At 69.2% G+C, this 24,573-nt stretch carries 14 protein-coding genes, 2 tRNA genes and 1 other RNA gene; 7 read left to right on the top strand and 10 right to left on the bottom strand.

Features of this window, described 5'->3' with window-relative positions; all coding sequences use genetic code 11:
* Positions 1-107 precede the first annotated feature (107 nt).
* The 5 genes from OG214_RS20840 (at position 108) to OG214_RS20820 (ending at position 4,151) form a co-directional block, all read left to right on the top strand.
* Positions 108-1,082 carry an ABC transporter ATP-binding protein gene (locus tag OG214_RS20840; RefSeq protein WP_405985593.1) on the top strand — a complete coding sequence of 325 codons (975 nt, stop codon included), beginning with the start codon at positions 108-110 and terminating at the stop codon, positions 1,080-1,082.
* Positions 1,083-1,102: 20 nt separating this feature from the next.
* Positions 1,103-1,975 (top strand): ABC transporter permease, encoded by an 873-nt coding sequence (locus tag OG214_RS20835; protein ID WP_405987563.1) that lies wholly within the window; start codon positions 1,103-1,105, stop codon positions 1,973-1,975.
* A gap of 54 nt (positions 1,976-2,029) precedes the next feature.
* Positions 2,030-3,403, top strand: a complete 1,374-nt coding sequence (locus OG214_RS20830; protein WP_405985592.1) for a sensor histidine kinase — start codon at positions 2,030-2,032, stop codon at positions 3,401-3,403.
* On the top strand, positions 3,400-4,056 hold the full coding sequence (locus OG214_RS20825; protein WP_405985591.1) for a response regulator: 657 nt from the start codon (positions 3,400-3,402) through the stop codon (positions 4,054-4,056). The genes OG214_RS20830 and OG214_RS20825 overlap by 4 nt, the downstream gene beginning before the upstream one ends.
* 22 nt (positions 4,057-4,078) lie before the next feature.
* Positions 4,079-4,151, top strand: a tRNA-Gly gene (locus OG214_RS20820).
* Positions 4,152-4,211: 60 nt separating this feature from the next.
* Here the strand turns inward: OG214_RS20820 and OG214_RS20815 are convergent.
* From OG214_RS20815 to ffs, 6 genes are all read right to left on the bottom strand, one after another.
* Positions 4,212-5,114, bottom strand: a complete 903-nt coding sequence (locus OG214_RS20815) for a phosphoribosylaminoimidazolesuccinocarboxamide synthase (RefSeq protein ID WP_363082348.1) — start codon at positions 5,112-5,114, stop codon at positions 4,212-4,214.
* Between the two features lie 159 nt (positions 5,115-5,273).
* Positions 5,274-6,770 (bottom strand): N,N-dimethylformamidase beta subunit family domain-containing protein, encoded by a 1,497-nt coding sequence (locus tag OG214_RS20810; protein WP_363082347.1) that lies wholly within the window; start codon positions 6,768-6,770, stop codon positions 5,274-5,276.
* A gap of 199 nt (positions 6,771-6,969) precedes the next feature.
* The gene (locus OG214_RS20805) at positions 6,970-8,862 is read right to left on the bottom strand and encodes a hypothetical protein (RefSeq protein WP_405985590.1); all 1,893 of its coding nucleotides are present in this window, start codon (positions 8,860-8,862) and stop codon (positions 6,970-6,972) included.
* A gap of 639 nt (positions 8,863-9,501) precedes the next feature.
* On the bottom strand, positions 9,502-10,755 hold the full coding sequence (gene purD / locus OG214_RS20800) for a phosphoribosylamine--glycine ligase (RefSeq protein WP_363082345.1): 1,254 nt from the start codon (positions 10,753-10,755) through the stop codon (positions 9,502-9,504).
* Between the two features lie 182 nt (positions 10,756-10,937).
* The gene (locus OG214_RS20795) at positions 10,938-13,352 is read right to left on the bottom strand and encodes a DNA polymerase III subunit gamma and tau (RefSeq protein ID WP_405985589.1); all 2,415 of its coding nucleotides are present in this window, start codon (positions 13,350-13,352) and stop codon (positions 10,938-10,940) included.
* A 50-nt stretch (positions 13,353-13,402) separates the two neighbouring features.
* Positions 13,403-13,501: signal recognition particle sRNA small type (gene ffs / locus OG214_RS20790), an RNA gene on the bottom strand.
* Positions 13,502-13,573: 72 nt separating this feature from the next.
* Between ffs and OG214_RS20785 the strand changes: the two genes are divergently transcribed.
* Positions 13,574-13,661 (top strand) — tRNA-Ser (locus OG214_RS20785).
* Positions 13,662-13,920: 259 nt separating this feature from the next.
* On the top strand, positions 13,921-14,973 hold the full coding sequence (locus OG214_RS20780; RefSeq protein WP_405985588.1) for an NAD-dependent epimerase/dehydratase family protein: 1,053 nt from the start codon (positions 13,921-13,923) through the stop codon (positions 14,971-14,973).
* 1 nt (position 14,974) lies between these two features.
* Here OG214_RS20780 and OG214_RS20775 read toward each other — a convergent pair whose 3' ends face one another.
* From OG214_RS20775 to OG214_RS20760, 4 genes are all read right to left on the bottom strand, one after another.
* Positions 14,975-16,099, bottom strand: coding sequence for a DNA-binding protein (locus tag OG214_RS20775; RefSeq protein WP_405985587.1), 1,125 nt, complete (start codon positions 16,097-16,099; stop codon positions 14,975-14,977).
* 993 nt (positions 16,100-17,092) lie between these two features.
* On the bottom strand, positions 17,093-17,491 hold the full coding sequence (locus OG214_RS20770) for a hypothetical protein (protein ID WP_405985586.1): 399 nt from the start codon (positions 17,489-17,491) through the stop codon (positions 17,093-17,095).
* A 246-nt stretch (positions 17,492-17,737) separates the two neighbouring features.
* Positions 17,738-18,280 carry a hypothetical protein gene (locus OG214_RS20765; RefSeq protein ID WP_363081101.1) on the bottom strand — a complete coding sequence of 181 codons (543 nt, stop codon included), beginning with the start codon at positions 18,278-18,280 and terminating at the stop codon, positions 17,738-17,740.
* Between the two features lie 28 nt (positions 18,281-18,308).
* Positions 18,309-24,500 (bottom strand): ricin-type beta-trefoil lectin domain protein, encoded by a 6,192-nt coding sequence (locus OG214_RS20760; RefSeq protein ID WP_405985585.1) that lies wholly within the window; start codon positions 24,498-24,500, stop codon positions 18,309-18,311.
* Positions 24,501-24,573: the final 73 nt, after the last annotated feature.

Below are 24,573 nucleotides of genomic sequence, written 5' to 3'. Positions count from 1 at the left end.
CTGTCCTTGCCTGCCCCCGCCGGTCCGTGGCCGTCCATGACATATGTCATCGGCGGCGGTGACAGCACGCACTGCCGGGCGTCCCGGTCGGCGGGGAGCCTGAAGACATGACTGAGTCTTCGTCTTGGCTGAGCGAACCGCCGGGCACCGAACCGCCGGTGATCGATGTGGACGCGCTGCGGCGTACCTACGCGGGCGGCTTCACCGCGGTGAATGGCATCTCGTTCTCCGTGGCGCGGGGCGAGATATTCGCGCTGCTCGGGACGAACGGCGCGGGCAAGACCTCCACCGTCGAGTTGCTGGAGGGCCTCGCCCGGCCCAGCGGAGGAACGGTGCGGGTGCTGGGCAGTGATCCGTACACCCGGCGGCCGGTCGTGCGTCCCCGTGTCGGGGTGATGCTCCAGGAGGGCGGCTTCCCTTCCGATCTGACGGTCGCCGAGACCGTACGGATGTGCGCGGGCTGTACGAGCGGGGCGCGGCCCACCGGTGAGGCGCTGGAGCTGGTGGGGCTCGGCAAGCGGTCCGGCGTACGGGTCAAACAGCTCTCCGGCGGTGAGAAGCGGCGTCTCGATCTGGCGCTCGCACTGCTGGGCCGGCCCGAGGTGCTCTTCCTCGACGAGCCGACGACGGGCCTGGACGCCGAAGGGCGGCGCGACACCTGGGAGCTGGTACGGCACCTGCGGGACGGCGGCACCACAGTGCTGCTGACCACGCACTATCTGGAGGAGGCCGAGACCCTCGCCGACCGGCTGGCGATCATGCACCAGGGCCGGATCGAGGTCTCGGGGACCCCGGCCGAAGTGACAGCGGCGCGGCCGGCCCGGATCCGTTTCCTGCTGCCGGCCGATGTCCCGGCCGGGCGGCTGCCGCTGTCGCTGCGGGCCGCGGCGGAGGGACGGCGGGTGGAGATCCGTACCCATCAGCTCCAGCAGGACCTGTGCGAACTCCTGCGGTGGGCACGGGAGTCGGACGTGGAGCTGGAAGCACTGGACGCACGGTCGGCCTCCCTCGAAGAGGCCTTTCTGGAAATCGCGGCGCGGAGCGCGAGCGCGGGACCGGTCGAGATGGTGGGGGTGCGATGAGCATGGGGGATACGGCAAAGATGGGCACGGCACGCACGGGGGACAGCGGAGAGAGTACGGCGGGCGTGGGCACGGCAAGTACGAAAAGTACGGCGGGGGCGGGGGCGGCAGGATCGGCGGGAGCGGGCACGACCACGGTCGCGGGGCGTCTCGGTGCGCTCGGGAGGGCCGAGTTCACGCTGCTCGTGCGGAACAGGACGGCGCTGTTCGCCGCGCTGTTCGTGCCGGTGGCCATGATCGGGGCGATCAAGTCCTCGCTCGGGGGAATCGACCTGGGCAGGACGGGGATGAATGCCGTCGAGGCCGCCCTGTCCGGCGGGATCGGCATGGTGCTGATCATGGCGGTGTACGCCAATCTCGCCTCCGCGTACACCGCTCGGCGTGAGGAACTGGTGCTCAAGCGGCTCCGTACGATCGAGGTGTCGGACCGCGAGATACTCGCCGGTACGGCACTGCCCGCCGTGTCGCTGGCGTTCGTGCAGTCCGCCGTGATGATCGCGGCCGGAGTCGCCTTTCTCGGGATACGGGCGCCGCAGCGGCCGGTGGTGCTCGTCGGCGGGCTGCTGGCGGGACTGGTGCTGCTCACCGCGCTGGCCGCCGTGACCTCCGCGTTCACCCGTACGGTGGAGAGCGCCCAGCTCACGACCATGCCATTGTTCATGATCTCGGTCCTCGGCTCGGGACTGTTCATCCCGCTGGAGGCGCTGCCCGAGAGGATCGCCTCCGTGTGCGAACTGCTGCCGGTGACAGGGGTGATGACTCTGATCAGGGCGGGGTGGCTGGGCGGCGGGGAGGTGTACGACCTCTTCGGGGCCGCGCTCGGCGCGCTGGCGTGGACGGTGCTCGCGGTCTTCGCCGCGGAGCGATGGTTCCGGTGGGAGCCACGGCGCTGAGCCGCGGCGCCGCGTTCGAAAGGCCGTGAGGGGGAGCTGGATGGAGAGGGCACGATGTCCCGGCTGACGGGCTGGTGGCACGGCAAGAGCAAGCCGGTCAAGGTGGAGATCTACACCCGTTGGTCGTTCTACTTCCTCGGGGTCATGGAGCTGGCGCTGATCGGCGTCCCGTCGTTGACCGGCGGTCACGGCCCGCTCAGTGGATGGCTGTTCCTGCTGGTCTGCCTCCAGGCCGCGCTCTGCTGTGTGCTCCAGTCCCGGGCCCTGGACTGGCGTCTCGGCCGACGCGAGCGGCCCGTAAGGCTGACCGTGACCGTGGCCGTGATCTCGGCGGAGGGCACCTTCGTCGCCCTCGTCCTGCGCAGCACCGATGTGATCACCGATGACAGCCAGAACGCACTGCTGCTGTTCGGTTTCGCGGTCTTCGGGCTGGCGTCGATCACCATGGGTCTGCGGACACATGGCCAGATGGTGTACGCCGTGCTCGGCACGGTGGGTGGTACGGCGGCCGTCTCCCTGGCGCTGTCCCTGCCGGCCAGGATCATCGTGGCCAATACCGTCGGGATCGCCCTCGCGGGCACGGCCCTCGTCTTCACCTATGTCTTCTCGGCCTGGCTGCTCAAGGCCGTCTGGGACCTGGACGCGGCCCGGGAACTTCAGTCACGGCTCGCGGTCGCGGAGGAACGGCTGCGCTTCGGGCGCGATCTGCACGATGTCATGGGCCGCAATCTCGCGGTGATCGCGCTGAAGAGCGAGCTGGCGGTCCAGCTCGCCGAGCGCGGTCGGCCGGAGGCCGTGGCCCAGATGACCGAGGTCCAGCGGATAGCGCGGGAGGCACAGCGCGAGGTACGGGATGTCGTACGGGGATATCGCGCGGCGGATCTGCATACGGAACTCGAAGGAGCTCGTGGGGTGTTGACGGCGGCGGGCATCGACTGCCTGATCGAGGGAGCGGACGGTCTGGTCCAGGGGGAGGACGGTCCGACTGGTGGTGCTGGGCGGGGCGGGGCCGGAGCCGGTGGCCGAAGCGGGAGCGGTGGCCGGGGTCTTCCGGCCGAGGTCCAGTCGGCACTGGGGTGGGTGGTGCGCGAGGCGACGACGAACGTGCTGCGCCATGGGGACGCGCGGCGGTGCACCGTACGGCTGTCGGAGAGCGGGGAGGACGGCCAGGCGGATACCGACGCCCGGGAAGCGGTTCTCGTCGTCGAGAACGACGGTGTGCCGACGGACGTGATCCCCTCCGCCGAACGCGTACGGAACGGTTCGAACGGCGGCTCCGGTCTCGCCGGGCTGCGGGAGCGGCTCGCCGCGCTGGACGGCACGCTGGAGGCGAAGCACACGGGGGATGGCTGTTTCCGGCTGACGGCGCGGGTGCCGCTGACCGCGCCGGGCCCTGGCCCTGTCTCCGCCGAGGTCGTCGCGGTATGACTTCCCTGCCCCGCCAGGGCGCTCCCGTACCCGGTCCCGTATCCGCTCCCGTACGCGTTCTGCTCGCCGACGACGAGCATCTGATCCGGGGCGCGCTCGCCGCGCTGCTCGCGCTCGAAGACGATCTGCTGGTGGTCGCCGAGGCGGCGTCCGGGCCCGAGGCGCTGGCGATGGCGCGGGCGCACCGGCCCGATGTGGCCGTTCTCGATCTCCAGATGCCCGGTGCCGACGGTGTGAAAGTCGCCACATCGCTCCGCACGGAACTGCCCGGCTGCCGGACGATGATCGTGACCAGTCATGGCAGGCCCGGCCATCTGAAGCGGGCGCTGGCCGCGGGCGTCCGGGGCTTCGTGCCCAAGACCGTCAGCGCTCGGCAGCTCGCCGAGATCATCCGTACCGTGCACGCGGGAAACCGCTTCGTGGACCCGGAATTGGCGGCCGACGCGATCTCCGCGGGGGACTCACCGCTGACCGCGCGGGAGGCGGAGGTCCTGGAGCTGGCGGCGGACGGTGCGCCCATCGCGGAGATCGCGGAGCGTGCCTCGCTGTCGCAGGGGACCGTACGGAACTATCTCTCGTCCGCCGCGTCCAAACTCGGGGCGGAGAACCGTCATACGGCTGTGCGTCTCGCACGGCGGCGAGGTTGGGTATAGTGGCAGACGCGCCACGGCGCATGCGGACGTAGCTCAGTTGGTAGAGCGCAACCTTGCCAAGGTTGAGGTCGCCAGTTCGAACCTGGTCGTCCGCTCAGAAAGAGGAAGCCCCCGGTCGGTCGACCGGGGGCTTCTTCGTGTCACTGTGGCCGGCTCTACTGCCAGGTGTTGCCGGTGAGCTGTTCGTACACCTCCACATACCGCGCCCGGGTCGCCTCGACGACCTCCGGTGGCAGCGGCGGCGGCGGCTGCTCGCTCGCGCGGTCCCAGCCGGAGGCCGGAGAGGTCAGCCAGTCGCGTACGTACTGCTTGTCGTACGACGGCTGCGGATGACCCGGCTCCCAGGAGTCGGCCGGCCAGAAACGCGAGGAGTCGGAGGTCAGCACCTCATCGGCGAGCACCAGCCGGTCGTCGACGTCGAAGCCGAACTCGAACTTGGTGTCGGCGAGGATGATCCCGCGGACCCGGGCCAGGTCACGGGCGAGGCTGTATACGTCGAGGGTCGTCCGGCGCAGCAGGGCGGCGGTCTCGGTGCCGACCTGGCGAGCCACCTCCTCGTACGACACGTTCTCGTCGTGCTCGCCGACGGCCGCCTTCGTGGCGGGGGTGAAGATCGGACCCGGCAGCTCGGAGCCGTCGACCAGGCCTTCGGGGAGCGCGAGTCCGCAGACGGTACGGGACTCGTTGTACTCGGTGAGTCCCGAGCCGGTGAGATAGCCGCGCGCGACGCACTCCACCGGGAGCATCCGCAGCGGTTCGCAGACCAGGGTGCGTCCGGCCCAGTCGGCGGGGGCGCCAGGGGGGACATCACTGGAAATCACATGGTTCGGTACGAGTTCGGCAAGCCGTTCGAACCACCAGAGCGAGAGCTGGGTGAGAAGCCTGCCCTTGTCGGGGATCTCGGTGGGCAGCACCCAGTCGTAGGCGGACATACGGTCACTGGCGACCATCACGAGGTCGCCCGCCTCGTTCCGGTACAGATCCCGCACCTTGCCGGTGTGGAGATGCACCAGACCCGGCACCTGAAGGGGCTCGGGCTTTTCGACGAATCCGGACACGGTTCCTCCCCGTGGTTCTGTCCGATCTTGAAGATCGCCTCGATTCTCCCGTATGCCGGAAGGCGCAGCTCGCAGGGGTCCGGCGCGCGCCACGCGTCCGCCCCCGAGGGCGTGGCGCGGGGGAGGCGGCGCAGGCGGGATACGGGGTGCGGGAGGGAGTCAGTCCCGTTTGCAGATCCGGTCCAGGAGATTGGCGGTCGCGCGCTGGATACGGGGATCGACATGGCCGGGCCGGTCCAGCGCCGGGGACCAGGCGAAGGTTCCCGAGGCGAAGACCAGCGCGCCCGAGGGAGCCCGGTAGAGCGAGGTCTCCTGGTGACGCCGGGCGTTCTCGCTGTCGCGGTACGGGGAGTGCGCGAGCAGGATGCGGTCCTGGTGTTCGGGAAGCGGGGTACGCGGGAAGTAACGGTCGGCCTCGCCCGCGACGAGTCCGTCGATCTCGTCGCCCTCGGTCGCGCCGGTGGCTTCCCAGAGCCAGTGATCGGCGTTCCGTACGACCATGGGGTGGGGTTCGGGGATCCGGCCCGCGTACTGGATACCGAGAAGCTCCTGCTCGGGCCTGTCCACCTCGCGCCAGAGCGCGGGACGTCCGGGACCGCGGCGCTTGCGGCAGGTGAGCAGCCGGTCGGGGACGCCGGAGGCCGAGGGGCCGAGCTCCACCTGCCAGTACAGGGTGTTGGCGGAGAGGAAGACGAGCGAAGTGCCCTGCTCGCGCGCCAGCTCGACGGTGCGGCGCATGGGGACGGACCAGTACTCGTCATGGCCGGGGAAGACCAGCCCTCGGTAGCGGGTGGGGTCGACGCGGCCGGCGTGCAGATCGCGGGTGTCCGCGTAGGCGAGGTCGTAGCCGTACCGCTCGGCCCAGCGGATGAAGTCGTAGGCGTGCCCGACATGGAGCGGCAGACCCGCGCCCGCGTAGGGGCGGTCGAAGGAGACGGTGGTCGCGGCGTCCTGCTCGCCGAGGAGCCCGCCCTTCTCGTCCCAGGCGTGGTAGAGGCTGGCGCCGGTACGACCGTCCTCGGGGTAGAGGTTGTACGCCTGCCAGGTGATGTCCGGGAGCAGCAGGAGCAGATCGGCGGGGTGGCTGTCGCGGACGGTGAAGGGGATGTGCGAGCGGTAGCCGTCAACGGTCGTGAGGACGGCGACATGCGCGCCGAGCTCCCAGTGCGACGGGATCTGGAGCCGCCAGGAGAGCCACCAGTGATGGCAGGAGACCGTGCGGTCGGCGGCGAGCGGTGGCGGCTGGACGATGCCGGAGAGCCGGGGGCTGGTGGTGATCTTGCGGGCGCCGTCGCCGCCGTAGTGCCCGATCCGGTAGATGTCGACCGAGAACTGCTGGGGCGGGTCGACGGTGACATGGAAGTCGATCGCCTCGCCGGGGGCGACTCCGCCGGTGGAGGCGAAGCCCTTGATCTGACGGCGTACGTCGTCGGCGGTGTGGAGGCCGCCGCCGCGGTCACGCCCCAGGGTCGGATCCGCGTACCAGGGCACGAGCTGACCGGTGTCGTCGAAGTAGTTCTCGCTGCCGCGCAGCCAGGGCAGCGGGCCCTGGCCGAACGGGTCGCTGACCGCGTGGGCGAGAGCGCCCGACTCCCATCGCCGGATCTGTTCCGCCTGTCGGATCTGGTCCGCTCGTCGGATCTGGTCCGCCCCCATCGCACGCCCCTCCTCCGCGTCCGCCGCGCCACATCGGGTGGTACGGCCGTTTTTGCTACAAGCACCGGCCTCCAGCACATCACATAACGCATGCGGCTCGTCACCGTTCGTCGCGAATTGGCGTTAACGGAACGTCCCGATCCGGATGTGAGATGTGATAAAGGAGATTCGGTGCGGGGCGGGCGTGACCGAAGTGGGGTCACACGAGGCGTACGGGCTTCTCCGGCCGTACGCCGAGCGAGGCCAGCCAGGAACGGAGCGGTTCCGCGTCACCTCCCTCGACCAGACTGAGGACGCGCCCGCCCAGATCCGTACGGCGTTCGCCGTCGATCAGCAGGGTCGGTCCGTCGAGCCAGTCCAGACCGGGAGTGGCACCCGCCGTGTCGACGGCCGAGCAGCAGACCATCGCCGTCACATGGTCGGCGAGCAGCTCCCTGCCGGTACGGGGCGGCTGGAGCGGCGAGAGAGGCAGCGGGTCGGTGCCCCAGAGGGTTACGGAATCGCCCACGGCCCCGGCCGGAACGGGCGGGGCAGCCGCCTCCTCGCGGGCCAGCTCGGCGCTGATCCCGGCGGCCAGGGCGTCACCGGCCTGGGCGTGTCCGTGGGCCTCACCGTCGGCGCTGTCGGCGCTGTCCTGCCGGGAGGTGCCACCCGCCGGGCCTGTACCGCCCGTACCACCCGTGTCCCCCGTAGCGCTCGTGTTGCCCGCCCCGCTGGTGTCCCCCGTACCGCCCGTTTCCCCCGTACCGCCCGCGCCGCCCGGGGCGCCCTCCCCGCTCGGGGCGCTCGGGGCGCTCGGGGCGCTCGGGGCGCTCGGGGCGCTCGGGGCGGAGAGATGGTCCATGACCCGGGCCAGCGTGGGACCTGGTGCCGTCGCGGAAGAGGCGGTGTCCGCCGGGCGACGTACTCCCAGACTGTCCAGGACGCGGTGCAGCCTGGCCGCTTCCGTACGCCATTTACGGTCGACGACCTCCTCCGGATACTGCTGCCAGTCCACCGGGGACCAGTCGGGTCCCGCTTCTGCCGGACCGCCGTGGAAGAGACGCGCGGCCAGCAGGGACGCCGCCTCGTCGACCGCGCCCGGCTCTTCGAGCAGATCGCAGGCGGGCCGCTCCCCGAGCCGGGAGGTGAAGCCCTCGGCCAGACGGTCGCGACGGGACAGCTCGGTGAGGGCGGACACCACACCCGCGTCCAGACGGGAGGGCCAGCGGCCCATGCGCCAGGCCGGCAGCGCGACCCGGGTCAGCAGCCGGTCCCAGCCCGCGTACGCGAGGCCCACCTGCTCCTGGGCGACGATCCGCAGACCGTAGTCCACACCCTGTGCACGCTCGGAGGCCGCCGCCGCGACACCCCGCTCCATCTGGGCGGCATGCTCGCCGCAACCGCGCAGCAGCAGCCGGGCGATCCGGCCGACCAGGCCGAACGCCGCTTTCCACAGCAGCCCCCGGCCCGGACGGAACGCCACGGCGACGGCCGCGTCGAGCCCGCGCACGAAGCGGCGGGCAGCGGCTATGTCCGGGTGCGCAGAGGGGCCCGTACCCGCGACGACCGGCGCGAGCACGGCGCGCAGCTCGGCGACCCGCATCCACCACAGGAAGGGCGAACCGATCACAAGGACGGGCGCGGCGGGCGTACGCCGTCGGCGGCCGGCGCCGGGGAGCGCGGGCCCAGGCGCGGGCGCCTGCGCGTGCGCGGGGTGCGTACGGTCCTCCAGCCAGCTGTCGCAGTCCGGGGTCAGCGCTATGGCGGAAGGGGCCGGCACTTCGAGCCGCTCCGCGAGATCGCGTACGAGCCGGTAGAGGTCGGGAGCGGCCGACTCGCTGACCGCGACGGTGGGGCTGAGGGCCGGCCTGGCGAAGGCGATCACGGCGGCGACGGCGGCACCGAGCAGCAGCACGACCGCCGCGAAGGCCGTCACGGCCCAGCGGGCCGCGTCCCAGCTCCCCCCGTGGAGATGGCCTGTGGCCCCTCCGACCAGCAGCACGACGGCGACGGCCGCGGGCAGCAGGGCCACGGCCAGCGCCCTGCTGCGGACACGCAACACGGCGAGGGCCCGGACACGGGCGCCCTGAGCACCCAGCTCGTCACCCATACCTGAGCTGGAACCGGAGCTGGAACTGGAACCGGACATGGTCGGACTTCACCCCCTCTGCCCCTGCACCGCTTTGCTCACTACCCCACTGTGGCACCCGTCACTGACATCGCAATGTCGATGGGCCAAGTGCCGGAACGCATGCGCCGCACCCTAGTTGGACCCCGCCGACCCGTCATCCGGATGGGCCATTCGTCACTCGATGGAATGGCTCTGGTCAAAGCTGCTGACGAACAGGGCTGTGAGCCCGGTTCCCAGGCGGGGCGGGGCCGGTCGGGCCGGGCGGGCTCGGCTCCGGTACGGGAACGGCCGCGCGTTGCGCCGTTCGGCGGAGGGCCGGGAGGCGGACGCACAGGAGGTATGCGTGGCAGTGCGCGCACGCCACGCGTGGCGTGCGCGCAGTGCGTGGCCAGACGTGGCGCCACGGCTGGCATGCGCCACGGGGCACGCGTCTGGTGCCACGCCACGCATGCCCTGCGGGGAGCGTGGCGGTGGCAGCGTGGTGGGAGCAGCGTGGTGGTACGCGCAGGGGCTCGCGCGACGCCGTAGCGGGCGGCCCCGATCCCCGGTCGGATCCAGGGACCGCTCGGTCGGATACGGGGGCCGTCCGGTCGGATACGGGGGCCGCTCCGACCGGCGTCAGGCCTTCGCGGCCTCGCTCGCGATGTCCGTACGGTGGTGCGAGCCCGCCAGGGTGACGCGGTTCACCGCCGTATACGCCCGCTCACGGGCCTGTGTCAGGTCCTTGCCCGTCGCCGTCACCGACAGCACGCGGCCGCCCGCGCTCACGACCGTACCGTCGTCGTCGCGCCGGGTTCCGGCGTGCAGTACGTACGCGTGGGGCGCGTCGTACGCCGCGATGTCCGCGAGGCCCTCGATCGGGTCGCCGGTACGCGGTGTGTCCGGGTAGTTGTGCGAGGCGACGACCACCGTGACGGCGGCGTCGTCCCGCCAGGTCAGCGTCGGCAGGTCCGCGAGCGTCCCCTCGGCCGCCGCCAGCAGGACACCGGCCAGCGGGGTCTTGAGCCTGGCCAGCACCACCTGGGTCTCCGGGTCGCCGAAGCGGGCGTTGAACTCGATGACCCGTACCCCTCGGCCCGTGATCGCGAGACCCGCGTACAGCAGCCCGGAGAAGGGCGTACCGCGCCGGCGCAGTTCGTCGACCGTGGGCTGGAGGACGCTCTCCAGCACCTCGTCCACCAGTTTGGGCTCGGCCCACGGAAGAGGGGAGTACGCGCCCATGCCGCCCGTGTTGGGGCCCTCGTCGTTGTCGAGCGCGCGCTTGAAGTCCTGCGCGGGCTGGAGCGGCAGGACCGTCTCGCCGTCGGTGATCGCGAAGAGCGAGACCTCGGGCCCGTCCAGGAACTCCTCGATGACGACCCGCTCGCAGGCGAGCGCGTGCTCGCGCGCCTTCGCGAGATCGGCGGTGACGACGACGCCCTTGCCTGCGGCGAGCCCGTCGTCCTTGACGACATACGGCGTACCGAAGGCGTCGAGCGCGTCGTCGATCTGCTCAGGGGTGGTGCAGACATAGCTACGGGCCGTCGGAACGTTCGCCGCGGCCATCACATCCTTGGCGAAGGCCTTGGAACCCTCCAGTTCGGCGGCCTCCTTCGACGGGCCGAAGCAGGGGATGCCCGCGTCCCGTACGGCGTCGGCGACCCCCGCCACGAGCGGCGCCTCGGGACCGACGACGACGAGTCCGACCTCCAGCTCGATGGCGAGACGGGACACGGCCGCGCCGTCCAGCGCGTCGACCGGGTGCAGCTCGGCCACCTCGGCGATACCGGCGTTGCCGGGCGCGCAGTGCAGAGCGGTGACCGCGGGGTCGAGGGAGAGAGAGCGGCACAGGGCGTGTTCGCGGGCGCCGCCGCCGATGACAAGGACCTTCACGGGAGGCAGCCTAGCCCGGAGGGAGCATCCCGCTGTGTACGGGCCTTGGACCGTGTGCGCGCCTTGGACAGGGGGCCGCTGCTCGCACGGACCTTGGAGAGGTTGGAGCGGGGGCCAGAGAGGTTGGAGCGGGGGTCGGAGGGGCCGCTGCTCGCCGGACGGCTACTCGGTCGTACGTTCCCCTACTCGTTCGTATATTCCTCCACCACCGTCGCCCCCAGCTCGCGCACGATCAGGTCATGGCCGGAGAGCGCGGAATCGACCAGATCCGGATCGTCCTCCTCCGGAGTGTCGTCCTCCGGGGCCACGGGGGGCGGTGGCGGGGGCGAGGCAGGCCGGTTGTCGGAACGGGGCGGCTCGTTCCGGGCCTGCCCGGAACCCGGGGACTGCGCCGCGGGCGCGTGGGGCGCGGGCGCGGCCGACGAGGAAGCGGCGGCGGGCGGGGCGGACCGCTGAGCCGATGCCGCGCCGGGGGCGGAAGCCGATGCCTGGGGACGGCCTCCGTAACCACCGCCGCTCCCGGTGCCTCCGGGGTTCCCAGGACCACCGCCGGTCCCGGTCCCGTTCCCGGGACCGCCGCCGGAGCCGCCACCCCCGTAACCGCTACCCCCGTAACCACCGCCTCCGTAACCACCGCTGTTGCCGGCGCCTCCACCAGGACCGCCGCCGTAGCCGCCGCCACCGCCACCGCCCGCACCGCTCCCGGACGGCGGCTGGGAGCCGCCCGAGGGGTCGATGATCGCCTCGACCTTCCACTGCACGTTGAAGTGCTCGGCGAGCGCCTGCTTGAGCACGTCCTCGCTGCCGCTGCTGGTGAAGTTGTCACGCGCGCCCGCGTTGATGAAGCCGAGCTGGAGCGTCGTACCGTCGAACCCCGCCACCTGCGCGTTCTGACTGAGCAGGATCCAGGTGAAGCGCCGGCGGTTCTTGACGGCCTCCAGGATGTCCGGCCACATGTTCCGCACCTGGCCCGCACCCTGCGCCATACCCGGGCCGGGGCCCGGACCGTGGCCCTGACCTGGCCCCGGCCCCTGCGCTCCGCCGGGAGCGGCGGCGGCCGGCTGCGACGGCGCGGCCGGGGCGGCGGGCGCGGGGGTCTGCCGACCGGGCGCGGCCCCCTGTCCCGGTGTCGACGCGGTGGGCCAGCCGCCGGGACGGCGGCCGGTGTCCGGGGCGGCGGCGGCGCCGGGCCATGCTCCGGGACGCTGCGGCTCCGCCGCGCCTTCAGGTACGGGCGGTACGGACGGCACGGGCGTACCAGGGGGCTGTACCGGCGAGGGCGGGGGCGAGGGCGGGGGCGGGGGCATTTGGGCAGCCGCGGGTCCGGCGGGCATCGGGGGCGGTACGGGCGCGTGCGCCTCGGGGCCGGGAACGTAACCGGCCGCCGGGCCGGGCCCCGGGCCCGAGAACGCGGCTCCCTGGGCCGTGACGGCCGCTGCCGCTCCCCGCTCCAGGCGGTCGAGCCGCGCCTGCACCGAGCGCTCGTCGTCGAAGGCGGCCGGCAGCAGCACGCGGGCGCAGATCAGCTCCAGCTGGAGACGGGGTGAGGTCGCTCCGCGCATCTCCGTCAGCCCGGTGCTGACCAGATCGGCCGCCCGGCTCAGCTCGGCCGCGCCGAAGACCGACGCCTGGGCCGTCATCCGCTCCACGACATCGGCGGGCGCGTCGATCAGCCCCTTCTCCCCCGCGTCCGGCACGGCGGCCAGAATGAGCAGGTCACGCAGCCGCTCCAGCAGATCGGCGACAAAGCGCCGCGGATCGTTGCCCCCCTCGATCACCTGGTCGACGATCTCGAACGCCGCGGCCCCGTCCCCCGCCGCGAACGCGTCCACCACGGTGTCGAGCAGTGACCCGTCCGTATAACCGAGCAGGGCCGTCGCCATGGCGTACGTCACACCGTCCTGGGCCGCGCCCGCGAGCAGCTGATCCATGACGGACATCGAGTCACGCACGGACCCGGCACCGGCCCGTACGACCAGCGGCAGCACCCCGTCCGCGACGGGAATGCCCTCCTTGCCGCACACCTCGCCGAGATACTCACGCAGCGTCCCCGGCGGAACCAGCCGGAACGGATAGTGGTGCGTACGCGACCGGATCGTCCCGATGACCTTCTCGGGCTCGGTGGTCGCGAAGATGAACTTGAGATGCTCCGGCGGCTCCTCGACCACCTTCAGCAGGGCGTTGAAGCCCGCCGAGGTGACCATGTGCGCCTCGTCGATGATGTAGATCTTGTAACGACTGCTCGCGGGACCGAAGAACGCCTTCTCGCGAAGATCACGGGCGTCGTCCACACCTCCGTGCGACGCGGCGTCGATCTCGATGACATCGATCGACCCCGGCCCGTTCCTGGCGAGGTCCTGACAGGACTGGCACTCACCGCACGGGGTCGGCGTGGGCCCCTGCTCACAGTTCAGACACCGCGCGAGGATGCGCGCACTGGTCGTCTTCCCACAGCCCCGAGGCCCGCTGAACAGGTACGCATGGTTGACCCGGTTGTTCCGCAGCGCCTGCTGCAAGGGGTCGGTGACATGCTCCTGCCCGATGACCTCGGCGAAGGACTCGGGACGGTAGCGGCGGTACAGCGCAAGGGACGACACACCTACGACGATATCGGCCCCCTCCGACATCGCGCCCGAACCACCACCCCAACGCGAGCGCCCCCCACGCACCCGCCAGAGCCGACCTACCCTTGCTGCCTTCCGGCCCTGGGGGAGTTCAGTCAGATAGCGCCACGTGAGGGGCTGCGCCCACAGTACCCGATCCCCACCCCCGGGAACGAGTTCGCGAGCACGGCTCGGCGTCTTGTATTGTTTGCCGCGGAGGATTCGCCTAGTGGCCTAGGGCGCACGCTTGGAAAGCGTGTTGGGGGCAACCCCTCACGAGTTCGAATCTCGTATCCTCCGCCATTGCTCTCACCGGGCAATACGTCGTAGGGCCCCACCGGTCGCGGTGGGGCCCTTCGACGTTCGTAGTTGCAGTTTTAGTTGCAGTTGCCGAGATCAGTCGGCGGGCGGCCGCTGGTCCGGCCGGAACCGGAGGAGCACCATCTCGCATCGCCGAGGCGTGCGGCGGCGCGGGCTTGCGGACCGAGCAGCCACGGCTCACCGTCCCAAGTATTGAGCCGTACCGGGCGTGACTCGCTCAGCAAGGTTTCCCTGTACGCCGATGACTCCTCCGCACAGGGGCGGCAAGATCGCAGGCATGAGGATTCTCGTTATCGGCGGCACTTGGTTCCTGGGGAAGCGCATCGCCTGGGGAGGGCTGGCGAGAGGGTGGGCGGTTACCACCTTCAACCGGGGGCGGTCCGGACACGACGTCGAAGGCGTCGAGCCCGTTCATGGGGACCGTACGGACCGGAATGACCTCCGTCGCCTTGCCCTGCAAGGGCCGTGGGACGCCCTTATCGACACGTCCAGTTCCGACTTCCCGCCCCGCGATGTACTCCTGGCTACCACTGCCCTCCGTGCTGTGGCCCGGCGATGGGTGCACATCTCCACCGTGTCCGCCTACCAGGGCTGGCCGCACCAGGCCCTCACGGACCACTCGCCGCTGCTGGACTGCCCCGCCGACGCGGACGAGACGTACGGGTACACCGGCGAGGACGGCAGCCCCACCGTCTACGGCTTCCAGAAGGCCGGCGGAGAGCAGGCCGTGACCGAGGTGTTCGGTGACTCGGCGGTGTTTCTGCGCCCCGGGGTCATTCTGGGGCCCGGCGAGTACGTTGGCCGACTTCCCTGGTGGTTGACCAGGGCCAAGCGCGGCGGGAAGATTCTGGCGCCCGCTCCGAGCGGCCAGCGCATCCAACCCGTCGATGTCCGCGATGTCGCCGAGTTCGCACTCGACCAGGCGGCCGGCGAGACGAGCGGCGGGTACAACGTCACCCACCCCGACGGCATCACCTTCGCCGGCTTTCTCGGTGAGTGCCTGGCCGTCACCGGCGGGGTCGGGACGCCGGAATGGGTGGAACCGGGCGTCCTGACCGATCACGGCGTCGCGCAGTGGACCGAGTTGCCTCTGTGGCGGACGCACGCGGGTGTGTGGTCGGTCGACTCCAGCCGGGCACTGGCCGCAGGTTTGCGGTGCCGGCCGATCGCCGAATCCATTCGTGAAACGTGGGCGTGGCTTGCCGCCGACGGGCGTCCCGTGGACCACCCGAGGTGGGCGGAACACGGGATCGCCCCGGAGAAGGAGGCCAAGATCCTCGCTTCTCTGGCCTGAGTCAGGCTTCCAACTGGAGCAGCGCGGAACGGGTGCTGAGCTGGTGAGCGCTCGCGGTACGAGTGAAGTCCTCGACGCGGTCACGCAGTTCGCGCGGCAGCGTCGAGGTGCGGTACGCCGGTTGCGTGAGGAACTGCTGGATCTGGCCCGTCCGTACGAGGACCCCGGTCACGCGCTGGTCCCCAGGGATATTCCATAGAGGCGTCAGCGCGTCAGCCGCTCCCTCGATGTCGTTCGACAGGAGCCGGGCCATGGCGAGGTCCGCGGCGGCACCTCCGAGGACGTGCGCCGAACGGCCGGCCTGTGGCTTCCGGCTGATGAGTTCGAGGGCCTGGCGTGCCGACTGCTCGGCTTGGTCCCCGTCGTGGATCAAGAGTGCGGTCGAACTGCTGGACATGGCCAACCGCTCGGCGCTGAACCCGAATTCACCTCCGATACCGTCGTGGAGATCGTCGCGTGTCCCGCTGTCGGCCTCCAGGGAGAGCCGGAGAGTGTGGCGGGCGGAATCGGTGTCGCCGAGGTATCCGTGTGCGCGCGCTTCGATGGCCAGAAGCCGGCGTCGGGCGATGTCGCCCAGGCCACCGTACGTCTGGGCCCGTCGCGCCTTGCTGACGGCCTCGGCGGGCATGCCCGTGAAGTAGGCGACGTACGCGAGGATGCCATCCGCGTACGCCCGCAGAGGCTCGAAGCGCGCACTCTCCCCGTAGAGGTCAGCCGCACGGGCCAGGCGACGAGCGTTGGTGAAGGAGCCGAGGTCGAAGGCCGCCGCAGCGAGCAGCGCCATCGTCTGGCCTGTCAATTCGAGGAGACGCTGCTGCTGGGCGGGAATCTGCGTGCGATCCCGCTGGCTCTGAAGCTCCTCCTGTAGCACTCGGCCGCGCCGAAACGCCTCAATCGGCGGGAGGGAAGCGTAGGCGTGCGCGAGCGACGCCACGTCGTCGGTGAGCTGGTCGAGGCTGGTGTCGGAGACGGACGCCGCGGCTGTCGCGCTGGCGTCGTCCTGAGCATCGCGTGCGGTCATGTTGATCTCGTGCTCCAGATTGAACGCGGGTGCCGGGGAATCTTCGGCGAGCGGGGGAGGAGTCAACAGCGCCGCGACGTCACAGCCGAACATGGCCTGCAACACGCGGCGGGTATCAGCGGACAGCGACTCCGGGCGGGTCCGTCCCGCTCTCCACCGGAATACCGTCCGCTCGCTGCACGTCGGGTTGTTGACAAGCCGCTGCCCGAAAGCGCTGTACTCAGCACCCTTGGATGGGCTGAATTCTGACGCCATCGACCTCCTCGGCAACGCCCTCCTCAACCTCAACGAGACCACCAGCCGACCCGACGACGGTGACGATCCACCGCTTTGTGCAGCACTCGTCCGCTGACGTTGCCGTCAACTACTGCCGTCCGACACCGAAGAAACCCCACCGGAATCAAATCCAGAGGGGCCAACCTCATATCCCTACAGCCTAATCCTCTCGGACCTTTGCAAGCTTGTGAAAGGCGATCTGGCTATCTACGGTCTCGCAAAGAGAACCAACATCTCCCGCCTTTTCGACTAGCCCATCAAACCATTTCTCCCCCGAAGTTCAATTCAGCGGAAGTCGCGCTTTGGGCCAGCTATCCAGAAGGTCTCGGGCTAGCTGCAAGCTCTCCTCTACAGTACCAACAGATCCATTTGCCGCAGGTATCAGGACGCTGTCCTCAACTTCATTCACTGCAGGCGGGCTACCTTGAGCTTGCTGAGAGACAGCAAAGGCACGAAGCTCTTGGACAATGTCCTCAATCGTCGGCCTTACATCTAAACTCAGGCCAGCCTGCTCGGCTAGACACCTAGAAGCGTCACGGTAATTCTCCACATGACGAGAGAATTTGACAGCCTCCTGTACCCCAGAACTCGTGACAAGACGCTGACCAACGGTCAGGGAAATGACGGGGAACTCTCGTGTGAGTGCATGGATGTGCACGGTCGGGAAGTACGCATCACCAGAGGTAGATCGGTCGAGCGTGACGCCTTGGAGCACCGGGCCGATGCGCCTGAGCAGTCTCAACGGTCGCCATACAACGAACTCTGAGTACGCACTTGCCCAGTCCTTTGTAACCCGCTTGACTGTCGCTACATCTACCTTGCTCACGGGTTCACCTCCACTGTCAGATTCACACCTGGGACGTTTAGGGCGTTTTTATCCGCTTGCCACTTCCCGATCCCCAGGCCGGGATTCTTGACAAACTTGTAGTCATACACGATACCGCCAGCCGGATCAAAGACATCTGGCCGTGCGCTTCCCGTCGCGCCTCTTGGGACGGGAAATTTCCTCAAGTAGCTTTGTTCGGTAATCAGACCACGATTCCCGTAGATGCCCTGGTAGCGAGTAAGGAGAGCATCGGGATACGCATGTTCCCGAGACCGTCCCACTGCCACCCAGTCGAGCTTGAGCACGAGTGGCAATGGCTTGGACCAGGTCCGCATTTGAAGGGTTCGTCGAGCCATTGCAAGAGCAGGCAGCTCCATTCGGAGCAGTTCCACCATTGCAGTTATGGACGAGGACCGGCGTAGCCCCCGCCAGCACATAGTACGTGTGCTACGCGAAGCCTTCGACCTGCTTTTTCGCAGGTCAAGTACGGTCTGCTGGTCCGGTGACGTGCGTGAGTGTCCGTGGTTGTGCGGGATTGTTGCCGACGACCGGGGTGGCCGGGGTGCCGGCAGCGACCCCACCGGATTCGTTACGGTGGGGCCTGTTGCCGATGCGTCAGCGTCTCGTTCAGCTGCTCAGACTCACTGCTCAGACTCATTTGACTCAACGGATTGTGCGACTCTGCGATATTGAAGGGCCCCTTCTCCTGCCACCTTTCGCACTCCCGCGATGCCTTGCACGCGTGCCGCAGTAACCGATTTCTCCTGGCAGGCGAGCTCGAATTCTTCAGGCCCTGGGCCCGCCAGCGCCTGCAATAGTGACGCCGCATCCATAGCCTTTTGGAATACTTCGGCCACGAGATCTGGACTTGCCTCACGAGATATCGCTTCAAGCCCCAGTCCGACAACATCGAGGCCCGCCCTAAAAAACTCCGATTCGGAGCGCCCAGATGGAAATGTTGCCGACAATTCTTGATGCGCCACTAGTCCCTCTTCGAGGGCTGCCGAATTCAATTCACGCCCCTCATATGACCTCATGCCCGCTCGCAGCCCGGCATCTACACGATAGTAGGAATCCTCGAAACCGGCAGCCTCCGCAAGAATATAGAGGGCACCCCCGATCCGCAGGGACGTTGCACAGCAGAGGGCCCCTGTCGCTTCGGCAGTCAAACCTTCCAATTCCATACTAATTCAGTCCCTTCTTGTCCGACAATCACCAAGCTGCGGAAGTTTCCGATGTAAGCGTCGCGCCACGTTGGACCAGAAAATTCTCGCAGCGCGGGCAAATCGGGCGACTTACGATCAACAACCTAGGCTGCAGCTGAAGCCCGCCCACGACCTCGTTGAATAGCTTCACCTCGGCATGCCACAGATTATCCCGCGTAACCAACCTAGCTGGTTGCGGAATTCGGAAGCCAAAGGTGGTTTCACCAAGCCCAGGAAGCGGTGCGAATTGGGCAGGAGTCATATCAGCACGAGCACCCACGGCAAAGAAATCGAGTCCCCTATCCGCTGAGACATCCACATGCAGCCCACCCATCGTTCGAAATCCCGCCCCGCCCCCCGCGGCATCCGTAATATCGTCAACCAGGCCCTGCAGATGACCTTCATTGACGGCCCCACCACCACAGTTATGGACGAGGACCGGCGTCGTACCCGCCAGCACATAGTACGTGTGCAGGTCACTGACCGTGAGGTTGTGGACGGTGGCCTGCTGCGTCGTCCAGCGCTCAAGCGCGGTTATCTGGACGTGGGTGCCGGCGCTGGTGCGGAGCCATTGGCCCGGCCTCAGGGCGGTGGCATCGACCCACTCGCGCAGTTCGGGGACCCAGAAGGGGTGGCCCTCGGTCGCGGTGACCGTCGCCGTCCGGTCGCCCTGGGCGCCGTCGGTGTCGACGGTCACCTTGACGAGGTGCTTGACGCCCTCCCCGCTGATCTCCGCCGTGACCGTCTCCACCGCGGTCTCGCCGGTCTCGGGGTCGGTGGCCAGGACCTTGTCGCCGTTTTCGACGTCCTCGATCGGCTTGGTGGTGCCGTCGGCCATCAGGACCATCGTGCCGGGCGTGAAGCTGTTGTCGACGCTCGGGCAGCTCGCGCCCCCGCCGCCCGACTGTTTGCCTGCCTGTGGCCTGGCGGGAGGCTTCGCAGCCGCCGACTTCTTCGCCTTCTGGACCGCGTTGCCAGTCTTCTGCGCGGCCTTCTTCGCCAGTCTCGTGGCGGCCTGCTGCGCCTTCTTCCTTATCTGTGCGGCCAGGGCCGCCGCCCGCTTCTTCGCCTCCTTGGCCTTCTGGGCCAGCTCCCGGGCCTTCCGCGCCAACTCGATGATCTTGCGGGCCTTCTCCTTGGCCTTCATCCAGGCGTCGACGGCCCCGGCGATCCGGGACGCCGCCTTCAGGATCGAGGGGATCTTGTAGAGCTTGGACCACGGGATGGCCTGGACGAAGAGGCTGCCGCATGCCCACAGATCACCCCGGGAGAAGCAGCCCACCACGTCGTTCCAGCCGACGAACTCCTTCAGCGCGGCCCAGCCGACGGACAGGATGATGTCCGACAGTGAGGTGTTCAACTGCTGCTTCGCCCAGGCCTCGTCGCCCGACGACGGGCCGCCGTCACCACCGCCGCCGACACTCTCCGAGGCCAGACCCGACGGATCCGCGAAGGTCACCGGATTGTTCTCGCAGTACACGTACCCGTTCATCTGCACCGGATCGGCCAGGTCCAGCACCGGATCCACGGACAGGAACCGGCCCGTGACCGGGTCGTACTCCCGCGCCCCCAGATGCACCAGGCCGCTGCCGTTGTCGTCGTCGCCGCCCACGTAGGTACGGTCCGAGCGCCAGGCGCCGCTCTCGGCACGCTCGTTGCCGAACGGATCGGTCTTGGAGAACTGGACCCTGTTGCCCTCGGCGAGCGCCACGTTGATGTACGCCGTGCCGTTCTGGTCCGCGATCTGGACCGACTGCGTCGCCGCACCGCTGCCGGTCGCGTGCCGCATCACCGTGGGCGCGCCCGGCTGCGCGTAGTAACGCTCCACCGAGGACAGCGACTTGTCCGCGTTCATCGTGACCGTCGCGTCGCCCAGGTACAGGGTGCGCTCGTTCGCGCCGATCGCCATCAGCCGCTGGCCGGAGGCGTCATAGATGTACTTGGTCTGCTCGTTCGGCGTCCAGGTCTGCGAGCTGCCGGAGTCGCAGGTGTAGAGCTGGAGATCGGTGCCGTTCGCCGAGTTGGAGCCCGGTACGTCCAGGCACTTGTCGGACGACTTGTGCTTCAGCGCACCGTCGGACGTGGCCGTCCACTGCTGGTCGGCCGCCCCGGTGCAGTCGGCGATCACCACCGCCGTCCCGGCAGCGGTGCCCCCGCCCTTCGGCATCGCGCACTTGCCCAGGACCTTCAGCGCACCCGTGGCCGGATCGCCCGAGGAACCGGAGGACGAGCGGTCGATGCGCAGTTGCTGCGCCTTCGTCCCATTGCACTGCCACAACTGAAGCGCGGTGCCGGCGGTCGTGGACGAGGACGACAGGTCCAGACACTTTCCCGCCAGGCCGACCCAGGCCCCCGCCCCGTTCTCGCCGAAGCCGGTGACCTGGGCGACCTGCCCGTCCCAGGTCCAGTCCAGCGCCTGTTCGTCGCCGTCCCAGGTACGGGTCTCGGTGTCGCCCGTGGCGTTGTAGGTCAGCTCCGCCGCCTTCGTGACCCGCGGTCCGCTGTCGGCCCTGTACGTGGTCGACATCCCGGTGAGGGTGTGCGGCTGGGAACCGTCCTCGGCCCCGTACGCGTAGGTCGTCGTGGCGTCCTTCTCCTCGTCGAGCCCGGGGTCGTGCTCGACGAGCTTCTTCCTGTTGCCCATCGCGTCGTACTCGTACGACTGCCAGTAACCGTCCGCCGCGGCCGTGACGTTGGCCGTGCCGTCCGCGTACTCCGGCGCCGCGACCGTCTTGCCCGGCGCGGTGCACGCCGACGGTGCCGTCCAGGCCTCGGCCAGTTGTCCCAGCGCGTCGTAGGTGAAGCACTGGCGGTCCGTCACCCCGTCGACGCGGTCCGCGATCGAGGTGACGTTGCCGGCCGGGTCGTAGGCGTAGGAACGGGCGTTGACCCGGTGATCGGCCACCGTCGTCGTGTCGCTGATCGACTCCCGGTCGACGATGCTCTGCTGCAGCTCACCGCTCGACTCGTCGAACAGATTCGTCGTCCACACCCGGTTCGGCTGCTCGCCGCTGGTCGTGCGCAGCACCTCGCCGTAGGGCGAGTAGGTGGTCTCCGCCGCGTACCAGTCGTCCCCGGACGTCGAGACCGGCAGGCCGTCCTCGTTGTAACGGACCACCAGTCGCTCGCTGTCCAGCGTGCCCACCGCCGGCAGCGTCGCGGATGTCAGCAGACCCGTCTTCGAGTAGTCGTAGCTGTAGGTGTACGACTCCTTCAGCCCGTACTCGGCCGCCAGCGCCGCCGGCAGCGTGACCGTCTTGCCGGTCGGCTGGTAGTCGGCCGTGTAACCGGTCACGGAAGTCTTGTAGCCCTGGTCGTCCGTGTACCGGGTCGACGAGGCCGGCAGCCCGAGACCGCCCGGCAGCGTGTCGTACAGGGTGGTCGTCAGAAGCTGGCCTGCGGCGTCGTCCTCGTGCTGCTCGATGACGCGGGACAGTACGTCGTACTTGTTCCACACCGTCACACCGCGCCCGTTCTCCACGGTCACGGGGCGGTCCGCCACGTCGTACGTCGTCCTCGTCGTGCCGGTGTCGGGGTCGGTGGCCACGGTCTGGCGGCCACGCGCGTCGTACTCCCAGGACCACTCGTTGCCCTCGGAGTCCTCCGCCAGAACCATGTCCCCGCGTGGGTCGTACGTGTACTCCGTGCTGCGGAAGGTCTCGCGGGCCGCGTCCGTGAAGGTGTCCACCCGGACCGTGCGGCCCAGCGCGTCGGAGTAACTGCGCTGCGCCGCCGCGCCCTCGGGTTCGATCACCGTCGAGTTGTCGTAGCCGTACTCGTTCCTCGACGCCTTCCGGGGCTTCGCCACACCCGCCTCGTACGGCGTCTCCGTCAGCACCCGGCCCAGTCCGTCGTACGCGTACAGCGTCGCGTTCGGCACCTGGGAGTCCGAGTCCAGCTCGAAGGGTATGGAGGACGGCTCGCCGGTGGCGTAGTAGGCGTTGTTGGTCTGCGCGATCGTGCCGTTCCTGGTGTAGAGCACGTCCGTGATGAGCCGGCCGTCGCCGACCGCCGGCTCCTGTTTCTGCCGCTCCCGGCCCAGACCGTCGTAGATCACCACGCTGTCCGCGTAGGTGCCCTCGTTGGTCAGCGCCGACGTCACCACCGACACCGGTTGGCCGATCGTGGTGTTGTAGGCGACCTTCACCGCCGGAGCGGTGGCGGTGGTCCCGGTGGCGGCGCCCCAGGCGGCCGTCGTACGCCCCAGCGCGTCGTAGGCGTACTCGGTGGTACGGCCGTTGGCGTCGGTCTCCTTCAGCGAGGTGCCGCGTCCCGGCTCGACGTAGGTCGTGGCGGTGTGCCCGAGCTCGTTGGTCGTCTCGATCGAGTACACCTGCCCGGAGTCGGGCACGTACGTGGTGGTGTCGGTCGTCCCCACGGCGTCGTCGGCGGTCTTGACCCGCCCGTAGTCGTCATAGGTGATCGTGCCGCTGACCGTCCAGCCGCCGCCGGTGCCGCTGACGTCCCAGGTCTTGGTGGCCTGCCCGATCGCGGGTGTGGCGGCGAACTCCCCGCCGTCGTACGCGACACGGGAACCCGAGATCCAGTCCTCGGCCTCCGCCGACGCCGCCTGGGCGCAGGTGCCGGCCGTGGTCAGCGTCTGCTTGTCCAGGCCGATCAGGTGCTTGGCCGTGTTGTGGACGTACGACATGACGGTGCACGTCTGGTCGTCCGGGTCCGCGGTGTCGCCCAGCGACTCGACCTGGACCGGCAGTCCGTAGTCGTCCTCGTACTCGGTGACGGTCTTCGTGGTCCGCCACGTCGGGTTCCCGTTCGCGGAGTCCGAGGCACGGGTGACGGAGATGCTTTCGGCGTCCTGGACGCGGTAGGCCTCCAGCGGCGGGATTCCGTCGCCGCGGGTGCGCGAGGCGAGCAGTATGGCCTTCGGTTTGTCGACGGAGCGGGTGAGGAGTTCGCCCCCGTTCGCCGTGTAGGTGAGGGTCTCGGCGACCCGGCCCTGGAAGGCCTCCTCGTCCTTGGCTACGGCCTGGCCCGCGGAGTCCTCGACTGTCACCGAGCGGGTGGAGCCGTCGGGCAGCAGGTCGCCGTTCATCCCGCGGAAGTAGCGGGTCGCCGACAGGGACTGCCGAGTGCCGGTGTACGGGGTGGCGGAGTTCTCCCCGGTGACCGTCTTGACCAGGGAGAAGCCTCGCCACTGGTCGTAGGTACGGGTCTTCTTCTTGGAGAACTCCGCCTGGTTCAGCGCCCAGGCGCCGCCGCCCTCGTCGTCGTAGTCGTAGGAGGTGTTGACGTCCGGGACGCCGGTGACGGCCGGCTTCTCCTGGACCGACTCGACGACGTACTTGTTGAACCAGTCGATGGTCTCGTCGCTCTTGTCCGGGTCCGGGTGCCAGTAGACCGGGAAGCACAGCCCGGTGTTGTCCTCAGGTTCCGGGAAGCCGCTGCCTGTCTTGCAGGAGCCCGTCGGCGCCCTGTAATTGACGAGAGTCTCGCCGCCGTACTCGCTGACGACCCGGGCGATACGCAACCGGTCGAAGACCGGGTTCGGGTCCCCGGCGCCCTCCTGCACCCGGTTGGGCATCGACAGGCTGTTCGCGACGAACCGCACCGGGTTGAGGGTCTTGGTGGTCTCTCCGTCGGGTTCGTAGCCGGTGCGGGTGATGGACTCCAGCCACAGCGCGGCGCCCTCGTCCGTCAGGTCGGCGGGCAGCGACTGCTGGAGTGTCCAGCTGTCGACCGTTGTCTGCGCGGTCGAACCCTGGTTGCGCTGGGCCTTCGTGGTGACCTGGGTGAGGCGCTTGCGCGACCAGAAGGTCGGTACGGGGACGAAGCAGTCTTTGTCGGCGGCACCTGAGCAGTACAGATCGGCCGGGGTGTCGTACCAGACGCGGTTCTTGTCGAAGTCGCCGGACGTGAAGTCGGCCTCGCCGCAGACTCCTTCGCCGAAGCAGCGTTCGTCGACGGCGAAGTCCACCCGCGCGAGGGGCTGGGCGTCGAACAGGGAACTCTCGTCCTGGCCGTACTTGATGGCTCGGAGGAAGCCGCCCCGGTGGTAGAGCACCGGATCGGCGAACTTCATGTTCTGGGCGTAGTAGTTGTTCTCCCTCCCCCACCACAGCGACATGGCGTGGCCCTGCGGGTCCACGACGTAGTCGAGATTCCAGCGCCAGGCCTGAGTGCAGAAGGAGTCCTCGAACTTCGTCGCGTAGCACGGCTCGCCGGGCTGGTTGCCGGCCACGGGGGCGGCCAGGACCGAGGCGGTGGTCGCCTCGCCGCTCTCCCAGCCGGGGAGTTCGTTCCGCCCGAAGTAG

Origin of the sequence: Streptomyces sp. NBC_00872 (genome assembly GCF_045161915.1) — a bacterium.
GTDB lineage: Bacteria > Actinomycetota > Actinomycetes > Streptomycetales > Streptomycetaceae > Streptomyces.
This window is presented reverse-complemented; position numbering and strand designations above follow the sequence as displayed.